The sequence below is a fragment of the Pseudomonas paraeruginosa PA7 genome (assembly GCF_000017205.1).
GTDB classification, from domain to species: Bacteria; Pseudomonadota; Gammaproteobacteria; order Pseudomonadales; family Pseudomonadaceae; genus Pseudomonas; species Pseudomonas paraeruginosa.
Map to the genome: position 1 here is coordinate 5,497,582 of NC_009656.1, position 18,437 is coordinate 5,516,018.

Below are 18,437 nucleotides of genomic sequence, written 5' to 3' on the forward strand. Positions count from 1 at the left end.
CGGCAGTCAGAGGTAGGCTGTCGCTCTGCGCCGATCAGGCGGCTGCTGCGAAATGGTGGTTGAGCATGCCCATGGCCTCCGTCAGCGCCGAGGGCCCAATGCCAAAAGCTCTCTCCACAAGGCGCACCTCGCCCCTGATGCCGGGCTGCAGGCACCAGGGGCGAGCCTGTCCTTTGCGCAGGGCTCGCATGACTTCGAATCCCTTGATCGTGGCATAGGCCGTGGGGATCGATTTGAAACCGCGCACCGGCTTGATCAGTATCTTGAGCTTTCCGTGATCGGCCTCGATCACGTTATTGAGATACTTCACCTGCCGGTGGGCCGTCTCCCGGTCCAGCTTTCCTTCGCGCTTCAATTCGGTGATCGCTGCACCATAGCTCGGCGCTTTGTCGGTATTGAGCGTGGCAGGCTTTTCCCAGTGCTTCAGGCCTCGCAGGGCCTTGCCCAGGAACCGCTTCGCTGCCTTGGCGCTGCGGGTCGGCGACAGGTAGAAATCGATCGTGTCGCCCCGCTTGTCGACTGCCCGGTACAGGTAGGTCCACTTGCCCCGCACCTTGACGTAGGTTTCATCCAGGCGCCAGCTCGGATCAAAGCCACGCCGCCAGAACCAGCGCAGCCGCTTCTCCATCTCCGGGGCGTAGCACTGGACCCAGCGATAGATCGTCGTATGGTCGACCGAAATGCCGCGTTCCGCCAGCATTTCCTCAAGGTCGCGATAGCTGATCGGATAGCGACAATACCAGCGCACCGCCCACAGGATCACATCACCCTGGAAATGGCGCCACTTGAAATCCGTCATCGTTCCGTCCGTCCAATCTCCGCCAAGCATGCTCAAGCTTCACGATTTTTGCAACAGAGCCGCTCGAAGCGCTGCTGAGCTTCGTCCGCGAAGGCGATACAGTGGTGGTGCACAGCATGGATCGGCTGGCCCGCAACCTCGATGACCTGCGTCGCTTGGTACAGAAGCTGACTCAGCGCGGCGTGCGCATCGAGTTCCTGAAGGAGGGCCTGGTGTTCACTGGCGAGGACTCGCCGATGGCCAACCTGATGCTGTCGGTGATGGGGGCCTTCGCTGAGTTCGAGCGCGCCCTGATCCGCGAGCGGCAGCGTGAGGGCATCGCCTTGGCCAAGCAGCGTGGCGCGTACCGGGGCCGCAAGAAAGCCCTGTCCGATGAGCAGGCTGCTACCCTGCGGCAGCGAGCGACGGCCGGCGAGCCCAAGGCGCAGCTTGCCCGCGAGTTCAACATCAGCCGGGAAACCCTCTACCAGTACCTCCGCACGGACGACTGACACATGCCGCGTCGCTTGATCCTCTCGGCCACGGAGCGGGACACCCTGCTTGCGCTGCCGGAAAGCCAGGATGACCTGATCCGCTACTACACCTTCAACGACTCCGACCTGTCGCTGATCCGCCAGCGACGCGGCGACGCCAACCGCCTCGGCTTCGCCGTGCAGCTCTGCCTGCTGCGCTACCCCGGTTACGCGCTGGGAACCGACAGCGAGCTGCCCGAGCCGGTCATCCTGTGGGTGGCGAAGCAAGTCCAGGCCGAGCCGGCGAGCTGGGCAAAGTACGGCGAGCGCGACGTGACCCGTCGCGAGCATGCCCAGGAACTGCGCACCTACCTGCAACTGGCCCCGTTCGGCCTGTCCGACTTCCGCGCCCTGGTGCGCGAGCTAACCGAGCTGGCCCAGCAGACCGACAAAGGCTTGCTGCTGGCCGGTCAGGCCCTGGAGAGCCTACGGCAGAAACGACGCATCCTGCCGGCGCTGAGCGTGATTGACCGGGCCTGCTCGGAAGCCATTGCGCGAGCCAATCGGCGGGTCTACCGCGCCCTGGTCGAACCACTCACGGACTCGCATCGGGCCAAGCTGGACGAGCTGTTGAAGCTCAAGGCCGGCAGCAGCATCACCTGGTTGACCTGGCTGCGCCAGGCACCGCTGAAACCCAACTCTCGGCACATGCTGGAACACATCGAGCGGCTGAAGACATTTCAGTTGGTGGACTTGCCCGAAGGCCTGGGCCGGCACATCCACCAGAACCGCCTGCTCAAGCTGGCCCGCGAGGGTGGGCAGATGACGCCCAAAGACCTCGGTAAGTTCGAGCCGCAGCGCCGCTACGCGACCCTGGCCGCCGTGGTGCTGGAGAGCACCGCGACCGTGATCGATGAGCTGGTCGATCTGCATGACCGCATCCTGGTCAAGCTGTTCAGCGGCGCGAAGCACAAGCATCAGCAGCAGTTCCAGAAGCAGGGCAAGGCGATCAACGACAAGGTGCGCCTGTACTCCAGGATCGGCCAGGCGCTGCTGGAAGCGAAGGAAAGCGGCAGCGACCCCTATGCCGCCATCGAGGCGGTGATTCCCTGGGACGAGTTCACCGAGAGCGTCAGCGAGGCCGAGCTGCTGGCCCGGCCGGAAGGCTTCGACCACCTGCACCTGGTCGGCGAGAACTTCGCCACCCTGCGCCGTTACACGCCGGCCTTGCTGGAGGTGCTGGAACTGCGCGCCGCGCCGGCCGCGCAAGGCGTGCTGGCAGCCGTGCAGACCCTGCGTGAGATGAACGCCGACAACCTGCGCAAGGTGCCGGCCGATGCACCCACGGCCTTCATCAAGCCGCGCTGGAAGCCGCTGGTGATCACCCCGGAAGGCCTCGACCGGAAATTCTACGAAATCTGCGCCCTGTCCGAGCTGAAGAACGCCCTGCGCTCCGGCGACATCTGGGTCAAGGGCTCGCGGCAGTTCCGCGACTTCGACGACTACCTGCTGCCGGCCGAGAAGTTCGCCGCACTCAAGCGCGAGCAGGCCCTGCCCCTGGCGATCAACCCGAACAGCGACCAGTACCTGGAAGAGCGTTTGCAGCTGCTGGACGAGCAGTTGGCCACCGTCACCCGCCTGGCCAAGGACAACGAGCTGCCCGATGCCATCCTCACCGAGTCAGGGCTGAAAATCACCCCGCTGGATGCGGCGGTGCCGGATCGGGCGCAGGCGCTGATCGACCAAACCAGCCAGTTACTGCCGCGCATCAAGATCACCGAACTGCTGATGGACGTGGACGACTGGACGGGCTTCAGCCGCCACTTCACCCACTTGAAGGACGGGGCCGAGGCCAAAGACAGGACGTTGCTGCTGTCCGCAATCCTCGGTGATGCGATCAACCTCGGGCTGACCAAGATGGCCGAGTCGAGCCCCGGCCTGACCTACGCCAAGCTGTCCTGGCTGCAAGCCTGGCACATCCGCGACGAAACCTATTCGGCGGCCTTGGCCGAGCTGGTCAACCACCAGTATCGCCACGCCTTTGCCGCCCACTGGGGCGACGGCACGACCTCATCCTCCGATGGCCAGCGCTTCCGCGCGGGTGGCCGGGGCGAGAGCACCGGGCACGTCAACCCGAAGTACGGTAGCGAGCCGGGACGGCTGTTCTATACCCATATCTCCGACCAGTACGCGCCGTTCAGCACCCGCGTGGTGAATGTCGGCGTCCGCGATTCCACCTATGTGCTCGACGGCCTGCTGTACCACGAGTCCGACCTGCGGATCGAGGAGCACTACACCGACACGGCCGGCTTCACCGATCACGTCTTTGCCCTGATGCACCTGCTAGGCTTCCGCTTCGCGCCGCGCATCCGCGACCTCGGCGAAACCAAGCTGTACGTGCCGCAGGGCGTGCAAGCCTACCCGACGTTGCGCCCGCTGATCGGCGGCACCCTGAACATCAAGCACGTGCGTGCCCACTGGGACGACATCCTGCGCCTGGCCAGCTCGATCAAGCAGGGCACCGTCACCGCCTCGCTGATGCTGCGCAAGCTCGGCAGCTACCCGCGCCAGAACGGACTGGCCGTGGCCCTGCGCGAGCTGGGCCGGATCGAGCGCACGCTGTTCATCCTGGACTGGCTGCAAAGTGTTGAACTGCGCCGCCGCGTGCATGCCGGCCTGAACAAAGGTGAGGCGCGCAACTCGCTGGCCAGGGCGGTGTTCTTCAACCGCCTTGGGGAAATCAGGGATCGGAGCTTCGAGCAGCAGCGCTACCGGGCCAGCGGCCTCAACCTGGTGACGGCGGCTATCGTGCTGTGGAACACGGTGTACCTGGAACGCGCCACCCAGGGGTTGGTCGAGGCCGGCAAGCCGGTGGACGGCGAGCTGCTGCAATTCCTGTCGCCGCTGGGCTGGGAGCACATCAACCTAACCGGCGATTACGTCTGGCGGCAGAGCCGCAGACTGGAAGACGGGAAGTTTCGGCCCTTACGGATGCCCGGAAAACCTTAGCGTACGATTTTTTCCGAATTCTGCGGGCTCCCCAATTTAAGCGTGATGCAGTTCGCATAGCACTCACTAGTGGCTTAACACGCCGTCAAGTTGCGTCAGATTTAAGTATTGGGCTTTCCACGCTTGGGAAATGGATCGCATCAATTTCCGATGAAACTAAAATTCCTACCCAAGACACTGATCTTCTGCGTGAGAATGAACGTTTACGCAAAGAGAACCGTATCCTTCGGGAGGAGAGGGAGATATTAAAAAAGGCAGCAATATTTTTCGCAGTACAAAAGCTGTGAGATTTCAGTTTATTACGGATTACCGTGGCTCTCTCTCACGTTCACGCATATGTCGTTTGATGGGCGTAACAGATCGTGGTTTACGTGCATGGAAACGCCGTCCTCCATCACTGCGCCAGCGTCGTGATCTTATACTTCTAGCGCATATACGTGAGCAGCATCGGTTGTGTTTGGGGAGCTATGGTAGGCCGCGTATGACAGAAGAGTTGAAAGCGCTGGGCCTGCAGGTTGGGCAGCGTCGGGTTGGACGTTTGATGCGCCAGAATAACATTACAGTTGTTCGAACGCGTAAATTCAAACGGACAACGGATAGTCATCATACCTTCAACATTGCACCGAACCTATTAAAACAAGACTTTAGCGCAAGCGCACCCAACCAGAAATGGGCAGGCGATATCACTTATGTTTGGACCAGAGAAGGATGGGTCTATCTTGCTGTTATCCTTGACCTGTATTCCCGTCGCGTGATTGGCTGGGCAACAGGTGATCGATTAAAGCAGGATCTTGCATTAAGGGCACTGAATATGGCGTTGGCTTTACGCAAACCACCACCGGGTTGTATTCAACACACAGACCGTGGGAGCCAATATTGCGCTCATGAATATCAAAAGCTACTGCTCAAACATCAATTGCTGCCGTCCATGAGCGGGAAAGGCAATTGTTTTGATAACTCCGCAGTAGAAAGCTTCTTTAAATCATTAAAGGCTGAGTTGATTTGGCGCAGACACTGGCAAACAAGGCGAGATATTGAGATTGCAATCTTCGAATATATAAATGGCTTTTATAATCCACGCCGAAGACATTCAACACTCGGCTGGAAATCGCCGGTGGCATTTGAGAAAAAAGCCGCTTAAAATGAGAGATAGACCGGAACACAACCGGTGCAAGTCCATAGCAACTCGTTTCTTTTCGCAGGTTGAGCCACCTCCGCGCTTCATCAGAAAACTGAAGGAACCTCCATTGAATCGAACTAATATTTTTTTTGGTGAATCGCATTCTGACTGGTTGCCTGTCAGAGGCGGAGAATCTGGTGATTTTGTTTTTCGACGTGGTGACGGGCATGCCTTCGCGAAAATCGCACCTGCTTCCCGCCGCGGTGAGCTCGCTGGAGAGCGTGACCGCCTCATTTGGCTCAAAGGTCGAGGTGTGGCTTGCCCCGAGGTGATCAACTGGCAGGAGGAACAGGAGGGTGCATGCTTGGTGATAACGGCAATTCCGGGAGTACCGGCGGCTGATCTGTCTGGAGCGGATTTGCTCAAAGCGTGGCCGTCAATGGGGCAGCAACTTGGCGCTGTTCACAGCCTATCGGTTGATCAATGTCCGTTTGAGCGCAGGCTGTCGCGAATGTTCGGACGCGCCGTTGATGTGGTGTCCCGCAATGCCGTCAATCCCGACTTCTTACCGGACGAGGACAAGAGTACGCCGCAGCTCGATCTTTTGGCTCGTGTCGAACGAGAGCTACCGGTGCGGCTCGACCAAGAGCGCACCGATATGGTTGTTTGCCATGGTGATCCCTGCATGCCGAACTTCATGGTGGACCCTAAAACTCTTCAATGCACGGGTCTGATCGACCTTGGGCGGCTCGGAACAGCAGATCGCTATGCCGATTTGGCACTCATGATTGCTAACGCCGAAGAGAACTGGGCAGCGCCAGATGAAGCAGAGCGCGCCTTCGCTGTCCTATTCAATGTATTGGGGATCGAAGCCCCCGACCGCGAACGCCTTGCCTTCTATCTGCGATTGGACCCTCTGACTTGGGGTTGATGTTCATGCCGCCTGTTTTTCCTGCTCATTGGCACGTTTCGCAACCTGTTCTCATTGCGGACACCTTTTCCAGCCTCGTTTGGAAAGTTTCATTGCCAGACGGGACTCCTGCAATCGTCAAGGGATTGAAACCTATAGAAGACATTGCTGATGAACTGCGCGGGGCCGACTATCTGGTATGGCGCAATGGGAGGGGAGCAGTCCGGTTGCTCGGTCGTGAGAACAATCTGATGTTGCTCGAATATGCCGGGGAGCGAATGCTCTCTCACATCGTTGCCGAGCACGGCGACTACCAGGCGACCGAAATTGCAGCGGAACTAATGGCGAAGCTGTATGCCGCATCTGAGGAACCCCTGCCTTCTGCCCTTCTCCCGATCCGGGATCGCTTTGCAGCTTTGTTTCAGCGGGCGCGCGATGATCAAAACGCAGGTTGTCAAACTGACTACGTCCACGCGGCGATTATAGCCGATCAAATGATGAGCAATGCCTCGGAACTGCGTGGGCTACATGGCGATCTGCATCATGAAAACATCATGTTCTCCAGTCGCGGCTGGCTGGTGATAGATCCCGTCGGTCTGGTCGGTGAAGTGGGCTTTGGCGCCGCCAATATGTTCTACGATCCGGCTGACAGAGACGACCTTTGTCTCGATCCTAGACGCATTGCACAGATGGCGGACGCATTCTCTCGTGCGCTGGACGTCGATCCGCGTCGCCTGCTCGACCAGGCGTACGCTTATGGGTGCCTTTCCGCAGCTTGGAACGCGGATGGAGAAGAGGAGCAACGCGATCTAGCTATCGCGGCCGCGATCAAGCAGGTGCGACAGACGTCATACTAGATATCAAGCGACTTCTCCTATCCCCTGGGAACACATCAATCTCACCGGAGAATATCGCTGGCCAAAGCCTTAGCGTAGGATTCCGCCCCTTCCCGCAAACGACCCCTACATGCGCGTGTCGTCGGACTCCGACCGCCAGAGCACGAACTTGCAGCGCGATGCGCTGCTCGCCGTCGGCGTCGATGCGCGGCATCTGTTCGAGGATCATGCTTCCGGCGCGAAGGACGACCGCGCGGGCCTGGCGCGGGCGCTCGAATTCGTTCGCCCTGGCGACGTGTTGGTCGTGTGGAAGCTCGACCGGCTCGGCCGTTCGTTGTCGCACTTGCTCGCCATCGTGACCTCGCTCAAGAAAAAGCAGGTGGCGTTCCGCTCGCTGACGGAGAACCTGGATACCACGACGCCCTCGGGCGAGTTTCTGTTCCAGGTGTTCGGCGCGCTCGCGCAGTACGAACGCGCCTTGATCCAGGAACGTGTCGTCGCCGGTCTGGCTGCCGCCCGCAAACGCGGCCGGATCGGCGGCCGGCCGCAGGCGATCACCGGCGAGAAGCTGGAGGCCATCGTCGCTGCGCTCGATGGCGGCATGTCCAAGGCGGCGGTGTGCCGCAACTTCGGCGTCAAGCGAACCACGCTGATCGAGACCCTGGCACGGGTTGGTTGGACGGGCTCTCGTGGAGCGTCATCGCGATGACGACCAAGAGCGAACGATTGACCGTCCTGTCGGACGCCGAGCAGGAAGCCCTGTACGGCCTGCCGGACTTCGACGACGCCCAGCGGCTGGAATACTTGGCGTTGACTGAAACCGAACTGGCGCTCGCCAGCAGCCGGCCTGGTCTCCATGCCCAGGTCTATTGCATCTTGCAGATCGGTTACTTCAAGGCCAAGCATGCCTTCTTCCGCTTCGACTGGAGTGAGGTCGAGCACGATTGCGCCTTCGTGCTGAGCCGCTACTTCCACGGCGAGTCCTTCGAGCACAAGCCAATCTCCAAGCACGAGCACTACACCCAGCGCGAGTGGATTGCCGATCTGTTCGGCTACCGGCCGTGGGCGGCCGAGTTCCTGGCGCAGCTCGCGCAGCAGGCCGCGCAGACCGTGCGGCGCGACGTGATGCCGGGGTTCATCGCCGCCGAGCTGATCGTCTGGCTAAACGAGCACAAGATCATCCGGCCCGGCTATACCACCCTGCAAGAGCTGGTGAGCGAAGCCCTGTCCGCCGAGCGTCGGCGGCTGGCTGGCCTGCTGTCGGAAGTGTTGGACGAATCGGCCAAGGCCGCGCTGGGTCGGCTTCTAGTGCGTGACGACACCCTGTCGCAATTGGCGGCGCTCAAGCAGGACGCCAAGGACTTTGGCTGGCGTCAGATGGCCCGCGAACGCGAAAAGCGCGCCACGCTGGAGCCGCTGCACCGGATCGCCAAGGCGCTGCTGCCCAAGCTCGGCGTCTCGCAGCAGAATCTGCTGTACTACGCCAGCCTGGCGAACTTCTACACCGTCCACGATCTACGCAACCTGAAGGCCGATCAGACCTACCTCTACCTGCTTTGCTATGCCTGGGTGCGCTACCGGCAGCTTTCCGACAACCTGGTCGATGCGATGGCCTACCACATGAAGCAGTTGGAGGACGAAAGCAGTGCGGGCGCAAAGCAATCCTTTGTCGCCGAGCAGGTGCGCCGTCAGCAAGACACACCGCAGGTCGGCCGCCTGCTGTCGCTTTACATCGACGACAGCGTGCCCGATCCCACGCCGTTCGGCGATGTGCGCCAGCGCGCCTACAAAATCATGCCCCGCGATACGCTGCAAACCACCGCGCAGCGCATGAGCGTGAAGCCGGTGAGCAAGCTGGCTTTGCACTGGCAGGCGGTGGACGGCCTGGCTGAGCGCATCCGCCGCCATCTTCGGCCGCTGTATGTCGCGCTCGACCTCGCTGGCACTGATCCGGGCAGCCCGTGGCTCGTGGCGCTGGCCTGGGCCAAGGACGTGTTCGCCAAACAGCAGCGCCTATCGCAACGGCCGCTCGCCGAATGTCCAGCGGCCACGCTGCCGAAACGCTTGCGACCGTACCTGCTGACCTTCGATGCCGATGGCAAGCCGACGGACCTGCATGCCGACCGCTACGAGTTCTGGCTGTACCGCCAGGTCAGGAAGCGCTTCCAGTCGGGTGAACTCTACCTCGACGACAGCTTGCAGCACCGGCATTTTTCCGACGAGCTGGTTTCGCTGGATGAGAAGGCCGCCGTGCTGGCGCAGATCGACATCCCGTTCCTGCGGCAGCCACTCGATGCCCAGCTCGATGCGCTCGCGACCGAGCTGCGCGCTCAGTGGCTGGCCTTCAACCGCGAGCTGAAGCAGGGCAAGCTGACGCACCTAGAATACGACAAGGACACGCAGAAGCTGACATGGCGCAAGCCCAAGGGCGAGAACCAGAAGGCGCGCGAGAAGGCGTTCTACGAGCAACTGCCGTTCTGCGACGTGGCCGACGTGTTCCGCTTCGTCAACGGCCAGTGCCAGTTCCTGTCGGCGCTGACGCCTTTGCAGCCGCGCTATGCGAAGAAGGTCGCCGACGCCGACAGCCTGATGGCGGTCATCATCGCGCAGGCGATGAACCACGGCAACCAGGTCATGGCACGCACCAGCGACATCCCGTACCACGTGCTGGAGAGCGCCTACCAACAGTACCTGCGCCACGCAACGCTGCACGCGGCCAACGACTGCATCAGCAACGCCATCGCCGCGCTGCCGATCTTCCCGTACTACTCGTTCGACCTCGATGCACTGTACGGTGCCGTCGATGGTCAGAAATTCGGCGTCGAGCGGCCGACCGTGAAAGCGCGCCACTCGCGCAAATACTTTGGGCGCGGCAAGGGCGTGGTCGCCTACACGCTGCTGTGCAACCACGTGCCGCTCAACGGCTACCTGATCGGCGCGCACGATTACGAGGCCCATCACGTGTTCGACATCTGGTATCGCAACACGTCGGACATCGTGCCGACCGCGATCACCGGCGACATGCACAGCGTCAACAAGGCCAACTTCGCTATCCTGCACTGGTTCGGCCTGCGTTTCGAGCCGCGCTTCACCGACCTTGGCGATCAGTTGAAGGAACTCTACAGTGCCGACGATCCGGCGCTGTACGATCAGTGCCTGATCCGGCCGGCCGGGAGAATCGACCGCGATCTCATAGTCAGCGAGAAGCCGAACCTCGACCAGATTGTCGCCACGCTCGGACTGAAGGAGATGACGCAGGGCACGCTGATCCGCAAGCTATGCACCTACACCGCGCCGAACCCCACGCGGCGCGCGGTGTTCGAGTTCGACAAGCTCATCCGCAGCATCTACACGCTGCGCTACCTGCGCGATCCGCAACTGGAGCGCAACGTTCACCGCTCACAGAACCGCATCGAGTCCTATCACCAGCTACGCTCAACCATCGCCCAGGTCGGCGGCAAGAAGGAATTGACCGGGCGCACCGACATCGAAATTGAGATCAGCAACCAGTGCGCCAGGCTGATCGCCAACGCGGTCATCTTCTACAACTCGGCCATCCTCTCGCGGCTGCTGATGAAGTACGAGGCGAGCGGCAACGCCAAGGCGCACGCTCTCCTGACCCAGATATCGCCGGCGGCCTGGCGGCACATCCTGCTGAACGGGCATTACACCTTCCAGAGCGACGGCAAGATGATCGACCTGGATGCGCTCGTGGCGGGGCTGGAGCTGGGATGACGGAAATTTCGGCGGTTCTGGCTTAGAACCCCGATCAGCGCGGAGCTGACACCCCGGCCCGCATGTGTCCGTCGCACCGCGAGCTTGTGCAGATATGCGGCCTCCCCCTTGAGGGCGTCGGGCCAGAACTCGGGATCCTCGGCCGACAAGGTGCAACAGCCGACGATGCCGTCGCTGCAACTCGCGACTAGGAGCTCGGATCTCAGGACGAAGGTCTCCGCGAATGTCCGGTCGATCCGCGCGACGTCCCAGGCGGGCGTTCCCTTGGCGGACATCCACGCCGCAGCGTCGTGCATCAGCCGCACAACCTCGTCGATATCACCCGAGCAGGCGACCCGAACGTTCGGAGGCTCCTCGCTGTCCATTCGCTCCCCTGGCGCGGTATGAACCGCCGCCTCATAGTGCAGTTTGATCCTGACGAGCCCAGCATGTCTGCGCCCACCTTCGCGGAACCTGACCAGGGTCCGCTAGCGGGCGGCCGGAAGGTGAATGCTAGGCATGATCTAACCCTCGGTCTCTGGCGTCGCGACTGCGAAATTTCGCGAGGGTTTCCGAGAAGGTGATTGCGCTTCGCAGATCTCCAGGCGCGTGGGTGCGGACGTAGTCAGCGCCATTGCCGATCGCGTGAAGTTCCGCCGCAAGGCTCGCTGGACCCAGATCCTTTACAGGAAGGCCAACGGTGGCGCCCAAGAAGGATTTCCGCGACACCGAGACCAATAGCGGAAGCCCCAACGCCGACTTCAGCTTTTGAAGGTTCGACAGCACGTGCAGCGATGTTTCCGGTGCGGGGCTCAAGAAAAATCCCATCCCCGGATCGAGGATGAGCCGGTCGGCAGCGACCCCGCTCCGTCGCAAGGCGGAAACCCGCGCCTCGAAGAACCGCACAATCTCGTCGAGCGCGTCTTCGGGTCGAAGGTGACCGGTGCGGGTGGCGATGCCATCCCGCTGCGCTGAGTGCATAACCACCAGCCTGCAGTCCGCCTCAGCAATATCGGGATAGAGCGCAGGGTCAGGAAATCCTTGGATATCGTTCAGGTAGCCCACGCCGCGCTTGAGCGCATAGCGCTGGGTTTCCGGTTGGAAGCTGTCGATTGAAACACGGTGCATCTGATCGGACAGGGCGTCTAAGAGCGGCGCAATACGTCTGATCTCATCGGCCGGCGATACAGGCCTCGCGTCCGGATGGCTGGCGGCCGGTCCGACATCCACGACGTCTGATCCGACTCGCAGCATTTCGATCGCCGCGGTGACAGCGCCGGCGGGGTCTAGCCGCCGGCTCTCATCGAAGAAGGAGTCCTCGGTGAGATTCAGAATGCCGAACACCGTCACCCTGCTGCGTAACATCGTTGCTGCTCCATAACATCAAACATCGACCCACGGCGTAACGCGCTTGCTGCTTGGATGCCCGAGGCATAGACTGTACAAAAAAACAGTCATAACAAGCCATGAAAACCAGCACTGCACCGCTACCACCGCTGCGTTCGGTCAAGGTTCTGGACCAGTTGCGTGAGCGCATACGCTACTTGCATTACAGTTTACGAACCGAACAAGCGTATGTCCACTGGGTTCGTGCCTTCATCCGTTTCCACGGTGTGCGTCACCCAGCAACCTTGGGCAGCAGCGAAGTCGAGGCATTCCTGTCTTGGCTGGCGAACGAGCGTAAGGTTTCGGCATCCACACATCGGCAGGCATTGGCGGCCTTGCTGTTCTTCTACGGCAAGGTGCTGTGCGCGGATCTGCCTTGGCTTCAGGAGATCGGAAGACCTCGGCCGTCGCGGCGCTTGCCGGTCGTGCTGACCCCGGATGAGGTGGTTCGCATCCTCGGTTTTCTGGAAGGGGAGCATCGTTTGTTCGCCCAGCTTCTGTATGGAACGGGCATGCGGATCAGCGAGGGTTTGCAACTGCGGGTCAAGGATCTGGATTTCGATCACGGCACGATCATCGTGCGGGAGGGCAAGGGCTCCAAGGATCGGGCATTGATGTTGCCCGAGAGCTTGGCGCTCGGCCTGCGCGAGCAGCTGGCGCGTGCCCGGGCATGGTGGCTGAAGGACCAGGCCGAGGGCCGCAGCGGCGTTGCGCTTCCCGACGCCCTTGAGCGGAAGTATCCGCGCGCCGGGCATTCCTGGCCGTGGTTCTGGGTTTTTGCGCAGCACACGCATTCGACCGATCCACGGAGCGGTGTCGTGCGTCGCCATCACATGTATGACCAGACCTTTCAGCGCGCCTTCAAACGTGCCGTAGAACAAGCAGGCATCACGAAGCCCGCCACACCGCACACCCTCCGCCACTCGTTCGCGACGGCCTTGCTCCGCAGCGGTTACGACATTCGAACCGTGCAGGATCTGCTCGGCCATTCCGACGTCTCTACGACGATGATTTACACGCATGTGCTGAAAGTTGGCGGTGCCGGAGTGCGCTCACCGCTTGATGCGCTGCCGCCCCTCACTAGTGAGAGGTAGGGCAGCGCAAGTCAATCCTGGCGGATTCACTACCCCTGCGCGAAGGCCATCGGTGCCGCATCGAACGGCCGGTTGCGGAAAGTCCTCCCTGCGTCCGCTGATGGCCGGCAGCAGCCCGTCGTTGCCTGATGGATCCAACCCCTCCGCTGCTATAGTGCAGTCGGCTTCTGACGTTCAGTGCAGCCGTCTTCTGAAAACGACATGATGGCCGACCGCTCTACGTCATTCTGGACGACATTCCTCAGCCGTGGCGGGATCAGTTTTGGGCGGCGCTACGCGGCTCCCAATGCCCAAAGGTCGAGGGCGTCGAGCGTGCGGCCTACGTTTGGGATTGGCAGAGCTGGGTGCGCGACCGTGCGGACAAGGCGTGATCCTGCCGCCCGTCTGTGGGCATTTGTTTGTGTTTCATCGTAGCCCTACCGACCTGTTCAGAAAACGGTGGTTTTCTGAGCACTGGTGGCGCACATGCCGAATAGCTGTCGAAAAGGTCGCTGACCTGTTAAAATTCCCGTCATTTTTTCATCGTCCGGCAACTGTCCATGAATCAACGGATCGGCTACGCCCGAGTTTCGACAGATGACCAAAACCTGGACTTGCAGCGCGACGCGCTGCACCTCGCGGGAGTTCAGTCCATCTACGAAGAGACCGCGAGCGGTAAGACTGCTGGCCGCCCAGAGCTGGACCATTGCCTGAAGGCATTGCGAGCGGGTGACACTCTGGTGGTGTGGCGGCTGGATCGGCTTGGCCGCAGTTTGCCCGGCTCTGTTGCAAAAATCGTGAAGCTTGAGCATGCTTGGCGGAGATTGGACGGACGGAACGATGACGGATTTCAAGTGGCGCCATTTCCAGGGTGATGTGATCCTGTGGGCGGTGCGCTGGTATTGTCGCTATCCGATCAGCTATCGCGACCTTGAGGAAATGCTGGCGGAACGCGGCATTTCGGTCGACCATACGACGATCTATCGCTGGGTCCAGTGCTACGCCCCGGAGATGGAGAAGCGGCTGCGCTGGTTCTGGCGGCGTGGCTTTGATCCGAGCTGGCGCCTGGATGAAACCTACGTCAAGGTGCGGGGCAAGTGGACCTACCTGTACCGGGCAGTCGACAAGCGGGGCGACACGATCGATTTCTACCTGTCGCCGACCCGCAGCGCCAAGGCAGCGAAGCGGTTCCTGGGCAAGGCCCTGCGAGGCCTGAAGCACTGGGAAAAGCCTGCCACGCTCAATACCGACAAAGCGCCGAGCTATGGTGCAGCGATCACCGAATTGAAGCGCGAAGGAAAGCTGGACCGGGAGACGGCCCACCGGCAGGTGAAGTATCTCAATAACGTGATCGAGGCCGATCACGGAAAGCTCAAGATACTGATCAAGCCGGTGCGCGGTTTCAAATCGATCCCCACGGCCTATGCCACGATCAAGGGATTCGAAGTCATGCGAGCCCTGCGCAAAGGACAGGCTCGCCCCTGGTGCCTGCAGCCCGGCATCAGGGGCGAGGTGCGCCTTGTGGAGAGAGCTTTTGGCATTGGGCCCTCGGCGCTGACGGAGGCCATGGGCATGCTCAACCACCATTTCGCAGCAGCCGCCTGATCGGCGCAGAGCGACAGCCTACCTCTGACTGCCGCCAATCTTTGCAACAGAGCCTCCGTCGCCATGCTCACCTCGCTTTGGTGCACACGAGTATTGAGCATAGTCGAGATTGGTGCAGATCACTTCTGATATTGAACTGTCAGGAGCTGGCTGCACAACAGCCATTACGCCCAATCAACTGGTGCAGTCGTCTTCTGAAAATGACACATCACGCTCATGCACCGGAACGGCTGCACGCAGCGCCGACCACCGTTTCATCTTCTCGGCCTCGGCGGGGTCGCCTTCGATGGCATCCCAGACGCTGGCGAATCGTTGGCTTTTCACGTCGGCAGGCCGAAACTGGCCCATTGCCTCGGTCAGCCAGTAGGCCACCTGATACTGCGGCCACGCTGCAAATTCTGGATCGGCTGCGCGATGGTGGACGCGCTCATAGAGCGTGCGCACGCGGTCTGCTACAGGCCCGCCCGGCTGCTCAATGATGGCGTGCAGCAGCCCGACAAACGCCTCGCGATCGCCGCGATTGATGATCTCGTCAACGCCTGCGAGTGACCCCAGCGGATCGCCTGAAAGTCGGACTGACTCCATAGCCCCCCTTACGATGAAACACAAACAAATCCCACCCGGCCCGCCTATTGGGGAGTGTCAAGGTCGATCACCACGGCCTTGAATGGATCTCCAACCGTGTTCTCGTCCGGCAACTCGCAGTATTGGCCTATGGGCGTAAATGACCAGTCGAGGCGGTGCCGCGCTACGTCGGCCACCCGGACGGCACGGGCATAGTCGATACCGCCCTCACTTACTATGAGCATCACCGGCAAGTCTGGCGGCAAGGTTTGCAGCGTTGCGATCAGGTCGGCAACGTTAATGGTCACGGGCTTTTTGGGCTTCAGTTTGCCGTCGAGGGCGTGAAAGAAATCGTCGATGGTGCCGGCAGGTCGTGCGTGGTCGTTGCGGTCGCTCGCCAACTCGATCAGACAGCCGATGTCCTCCAGTGCCACGGTCAAAGCATCTGATCTGGCCTGTTTGGTATCGACTCGCATGTATTCATGCTTCGGGCTGCAATGGGCGGTCGTACCGCTGGCAACGGCAAGCGTCTTGATCGCCCAGCGCCACCTAGCCAAATGAGGTCGATCCGGCCAGCGGTCACGCTGGGGCCAGTCGTCGGGGCGGTCGAGCGGATGCCGCCCGGCCTCGATGTCGCCCAGCATCTGCTCGATGATCGCCAGCGCCCGCGCCATATCCGGTGACGGCTCGCCCAGCTCGGCGGCCAGCACAGCAAGCGCCTTGCGAGCTTGGGGTGCTGCCCTTTGTAGATCACTGTTCATGACCGCATCCATCTTTTCAATCGCGTAATCAGGTTCGGCGGTGTCTGCTCGACAGCCCCATCCAGAGAGCGCTTTGTCACCCAGATCGGCAGTTCCAGCGGCAGTTTGATTTCGCTCTGCTCACAGGCTTGCAACTGCGCCCGCGCCCATCGCCCGTCCCGCTCCATCTCTTCTCGCAGAGATAAGAGATGGGTGCCCTCGAACTGCTCACGGTCGAACATCACCCCAGCAATGTTCAGCCGTTCGGGCATGGGCCATTCATGCCCGCCATCGCGCACCATCAGCATGTCGCCGCGCTGGATGATGTAGCACCCCTCGGGGTCGGCCTCCATATCGGCAGGCGGCACCAACACGAAGTCAGTCCGGTTCTCGTCGAACCTCCAGATGCTCACGCGCCACTCTCCTTGATCGGCAGAAGATGGCGGCGGGAATGTGGCTGCATTGTGGTGATGTGCCACGCTGTCGCCACCATGCTCACACACAGCCGCCACAGTATTCCCACCGTCTTACCAGCATCCCGCCACCATCGTTCCACCATGTCACCACCTTGTTACCGTCATCATTGACACCATGCCGCCACCGTCTTTCCACACTGTTCCCACCATTGCCAGTGCAATCAGAGCGTCGGCGTCGCATCGGGAGAGTCCTCCGGTGACGATTTCGTGTCGGCATCCTTCGCGGCGCGCTCCTGCATGTTCTGCCGATCCTGCGCTGCCATAGTCTTCGCGCAGGCCTGGGCGAACATTTCCGCCGTCATGCCCTGTTCGGCAGCGGTATCCATATACGCCGAGAATTGCGCCTTGAGTCCAGTCAGCGGAGCCGTCAGTTCGATCAGGCTGAGATCATATTCAAACTGGGCGGCGTGCATGAATGCACGCTCGAACACCGTCCAGCGCGGATCGTCACTGCTGCATTCGGACTGGGCCGCATCGGCTTCCTGCGCAGCACGCAGTTCATTCAGGCGGCGCTCCAGGTCGGCCAGCGAATCCTCAACACGTTTACGCTCGTGCCCCAGCCTGCGCTCAGCGTTCTGGGCAAAGATGGCCCGGTTCAGGTTTCCCCAGAACGTGTTGATGCCTCGCCGCTCCAGTGCGGTGGAAGCAGCGCCGATGTGTACACCGGGCAGACGGTCAAGCTCTTCGGCGGTGGCCGTATCCCCACGCTCCAAAGCATCCTCACGCTGGACTGACAGCGTGCGGTGATCCCAGCGTTCATCCAGACCTGCACGCTCCATGTGCGTGTTGCCAATCAAGGCCCATTGCTCGCGCCAGTAGCGGAGCGTTTTCGGCCCCAGCTTCCGGTCAATGAACTCGCGCCCCTTGATCTTCGAGAAGCCTTCTGGCGTCAGTTCCCGCGTCGGCATCGCCAAATGCGCATGCTTTCCTACGATCCCCTTTGCCGAGCCGTCCCACTTCTTCGGATCGTCGCCGTGGATGGCAAAGTCCACGGGTAATCCGTGCCGGTCTGCAACGCTTTGGGCAAGGTCGCGCACCATCGCAATTTCCTGCTCCGGAGTGAGGCCATGCGGCAGGGCAACGATGAACTCGTGCATCAGCCGCGCATCCTTTCGTGGCTCCGCCGCTTCCACTGCATTCCACAGCGCCTCGCGGTGGCTGGCCCATGACGGCGCACCGGGCGGCAGGACGATTTCCGTGTGACCGATCCTGCGCTTGCGCGTGTAGTCATGCACTTCGCCTGTGCGGTAGTCCGTCACGATGCCGCCGCTGCGATAGGCAATGGCAGCAGTAGCGGAGAAGCCGTGCCCCTGCTTGGCGGCATCCCGCTTCCGTCCCTTGCTGCCGCCATCGCGGCTGATGTAGTTCAGCTCCAGCCGGTACATGCCGCCACCTCCATTGAAAACCAGTTGGCACCGCTTCCCTCGCTGAATGCAGCTTGAAGGGGGTCAAGGGGCACAGCCCCTTGCGCAGGCGTCGCGCAGCGATGCGTAACTGCGCTGTTGCGGCAGGCGCAACAGATGAAAACCACCACCATCTTGGCCCCACGCGGAGCGCACTAAACACAGGACAGATGATATCGCCGAAGCTCTCATTTGCCCTCATAAAATACTATTTATTGGAAGCAGGAGCAGCAAGCTGATACCTAAATGGCGGCATGTCCGCAGTTGCTCGCACACGACGAGCATCAAAAAAATCTTGTAGGCGGAATATGGACTATAAGCCGCATTAATAAAGGCTTTAACGTGTACCA

General features: G+C 61.0%; 16 protein-coding genes and 1 pseudogene. 10 read left to right on the plus strand and 7 right to left on the minus strand.

The genetic code is table 11. The features are described 5' to 3' along the window. Nucleotides 1–34: 34 nt before the first annotated feature. Nucleotides 35–799: an IS6-like element IS6100 family transposase gene (locus PSPA7_RS25450; protein WP_001389365.1), complete on the minus strand. Its 765-nt coding sequence runs from the start codon at nt 797–799 to the stop codon at nt 35–37. Between the two features lie 62 nt (nt 800–861). Here PSPA7_RS25450 and PSPA7_RS25455 point away from each other — a divergent pair. The 7 genes and pseudogenes from PSPA7_RS25455 to PSPA7_RS25480 all read left to right on the plus strand — a co-directional run. Then, nucleotides 862–1,290 (plus strand): annotated as a pseudogene (locus tag PSPA7_RS25455) (recombinase family protein); the annotation flags it as partial. A gap of 3 nt (nt 1,291–1,293) precedes the next feature. Continuing rightward, on the plus strand, nt 1,294–4,260 hold the full coding sequence (locus PSPA7_RS25460; protein ID WP_001138014.1) for a Tn3-like element TnAs1 family transposase: 2,967 nt from the start codon (nt 1,294–1,296) through the stop codon (nt 4,258–4,260). Nucleotides 4,261–4,277: 17 nt separating this feature from the next. Continuing rightward, nucleotides 4,278–5,401 (plus strand): IS3-like element IS1133 family transposase gene (locus PSPA7_RS31570; protein ID WP_201789284.1). Its coding sequence is split into 2 segments (ribosomal slippage): nt 4,278–4,518 and nt 4,518–5,401, totalling 1,125 coding nucleotides; the frame shifts between segments, so codons are not numbered across the junction. Between the two features lie 106 nt (nt 5,402–5,507). Next, nucleotides 5,508–6,311, plus strand: coding sequence for an aminoglycoside O-phosphotransferase APH(3'')-Ib (gene aph(3'')-Ib, locus PSPA7_RS25465; RefSeq protein WP_001082319.1), 804 nt, complete (start codon nt 5,508–5,510; stop codon nt 6,309–6,311). Then, a complete protein-coding gene (locus PSPA7_RS25470) occupies nt 6,311–7,147 on the plus strand; it encodes an aminoglycoside O-phosphotransferase APH(6)-Id (RefSeq protein WP_000480968.1) in 837 nt (278 codons plus the stop codon). The genes aph(3'')-Ib and PSPA7_RS25470 overlap by 1 nt, the downstream gene beginning before the upstream one ends. A gap of 109 nt (nt 7,148–7,256) precedes the next feature. Then, on the plus strand, nt 7,257–7,835 hold the full coding sequence (locus PSPA7_RS25475; protein ID WP_012077403.1) for a recombinase family protein: 579 nt from the start codon (nt 7,257–7,259) through the stop codon (nt 7,833–7,835). Beyond that, nucleotides 7,832–10,861 carry a Tn3 family transposase gene (locus tag PSPA7_RS25480; RefSeq protein WP_012077404.1) on the plus strand — a complete coding sequence of 1,010 codons (3,030 nt, stop codon included), beginning with the start codon at nt 7,832–7,834 and terminating at the stop codon, nt 10,859–10,861. The genes PSPA7_RS25475 and PSPA7_RS25480 overlap by 4 nt, the downstream gene beginning before the upstream one ends. On the opposite strand, the gene PSPA7_RS31580 is transcribed toward PSPA7_RS25480, so the two are convergent. Continuing rightward, on the minus strand, nt 10,792–11,226 hold the full coding sequence (locus PSPA7_RS31580; protein WP_050157843.1) for a GNAT family N-acetyltransferase: 435 nt from the start codon (nt 11,224–11,226) through the stop codon (nt 10,792–10,794). The genes PSPA7_RS25480 and PSPA7_RS31580 overlap by 70 nt on opposite strands. A gap of 127 nt (nt 11,227–11,353) precedes the next feature. Continuing rightward, nucleotides 11,354–12,205: a sulfonamide-resistant dihydropteroate synthase Sul1 gene (sul1, locus tag PSPA7_RS25485; protein ID WP_000946487.1), complete on the minus strand. Its 852-nt coding sequence runs from the start codon at nt 12,203–12,205 to the stop codon at nt 11,354–11,356. A 101-nt stretch (nt 12,206–12,306) separates the two neighbouring features. On the opposite strand from sul1, the gene intI1 reads away from it, so the two are divergent. The 3 genes from intI1 (at nt 12,307) to PSPA7_RS25495 (ending at nt 14,904) form a co-directional block, all read left to right on the plus strand. Continuing rightward, nucleotides 12,307–13,320 (plus strand): class 1 integron integrase IntI1, encoded by a 1,014-nt coding sequence (intI1, locus tag PSPA7_RS25490; RefSeq protein ID WP_012077405.1) that lies wholly within the window; start codon nt 12,307–12,309, stop codon nt 13,318–13,320. Nucleotides 13,321–13,859: 539 nt separating this feature from the next. Further along, the gene (locus PSPA7_RS31595; protein WP_445261732.1) at nt 13,860–14,174 is read left to right on the plus strand and encodes a recombinase family protein; all 315 of its coding nucleotides are present in this window, start codon (nt 13,860–13,862) and stop codon (nt 14,172–14,174) included. Further along, complete coding sequence (locus PSPA7_RS25495; RefSeq protein WP_001389365.1) at nt 14,140–14,904, plus strand: IS6-like element IS6100 family transposase; 765 nt, start codon at nt 14,140–14,142, stop codon at nt 14,902–14,904. The genes PSPA7_RS31595 and PSPA7_RS25495 overlap by 35 nt, the downstream gene beginning before the upstream one ends. 174 nt (nt 14,905–15,078) lie before the next feature. On the opposite strand, the gene PSPA7_RS32560 is transcribed toward PSPA7_RS25495, so the two are convergent. The 4 genes from PSPA7_RS32560 to mobQ form a co-directional block, all read right to left on the minus strand. Continuing rightward, nucleotides 15,079–15,489 carry a hypothetical protein gene (locus tag PSPA7_RS32560; RefSeq protein ID WP_041025414.1) on the minus strand — a complete coding sequence of 137 codons (411 nt, stop codon included), beginning with the start codon at nt 15,487–15,489 and terminating at the stop codon, nt 15,079–15,081. 44 nt (nt 15,490–15,533) lie between these two features. Then, a complete protein-coding gene (locus tag PSPA7_RS25505) occupies nt 15,534–16,229 on the minus strand; it encodes a hypothetical protein (protein WP_041025415.1) in 696 nt (231 codons plus the stop codon). Beyond that, nucleotides 16,226–16,621, minus strand: a complete 396-nt coding sequence (locus tag PSPA7_RS25510) for a hypothetical protein (RefSeq protein ID WP_012077409.1) — start codon at nt 16,619–16,621, stop codon at nt 16,226–16,228. Before PSPA7_RS25510 ends, PSPA7_RS25505 begins: the two co-directional genes overlap by 4 nt. Before the next feature lie 224 nt (nt 16,622–16,845). Beyond that, entirely contained in the window at nt 16,846–18,069 is a 1,224-nt protein-coding gene (gene mobQ, locus PSPA7_RS30475; protein ID WP_012077410.1) for a MobQ family relaxase, read from the minus strand. Nucleotides 18,070–18,437 lie beyond the last annotated feature (368 nt).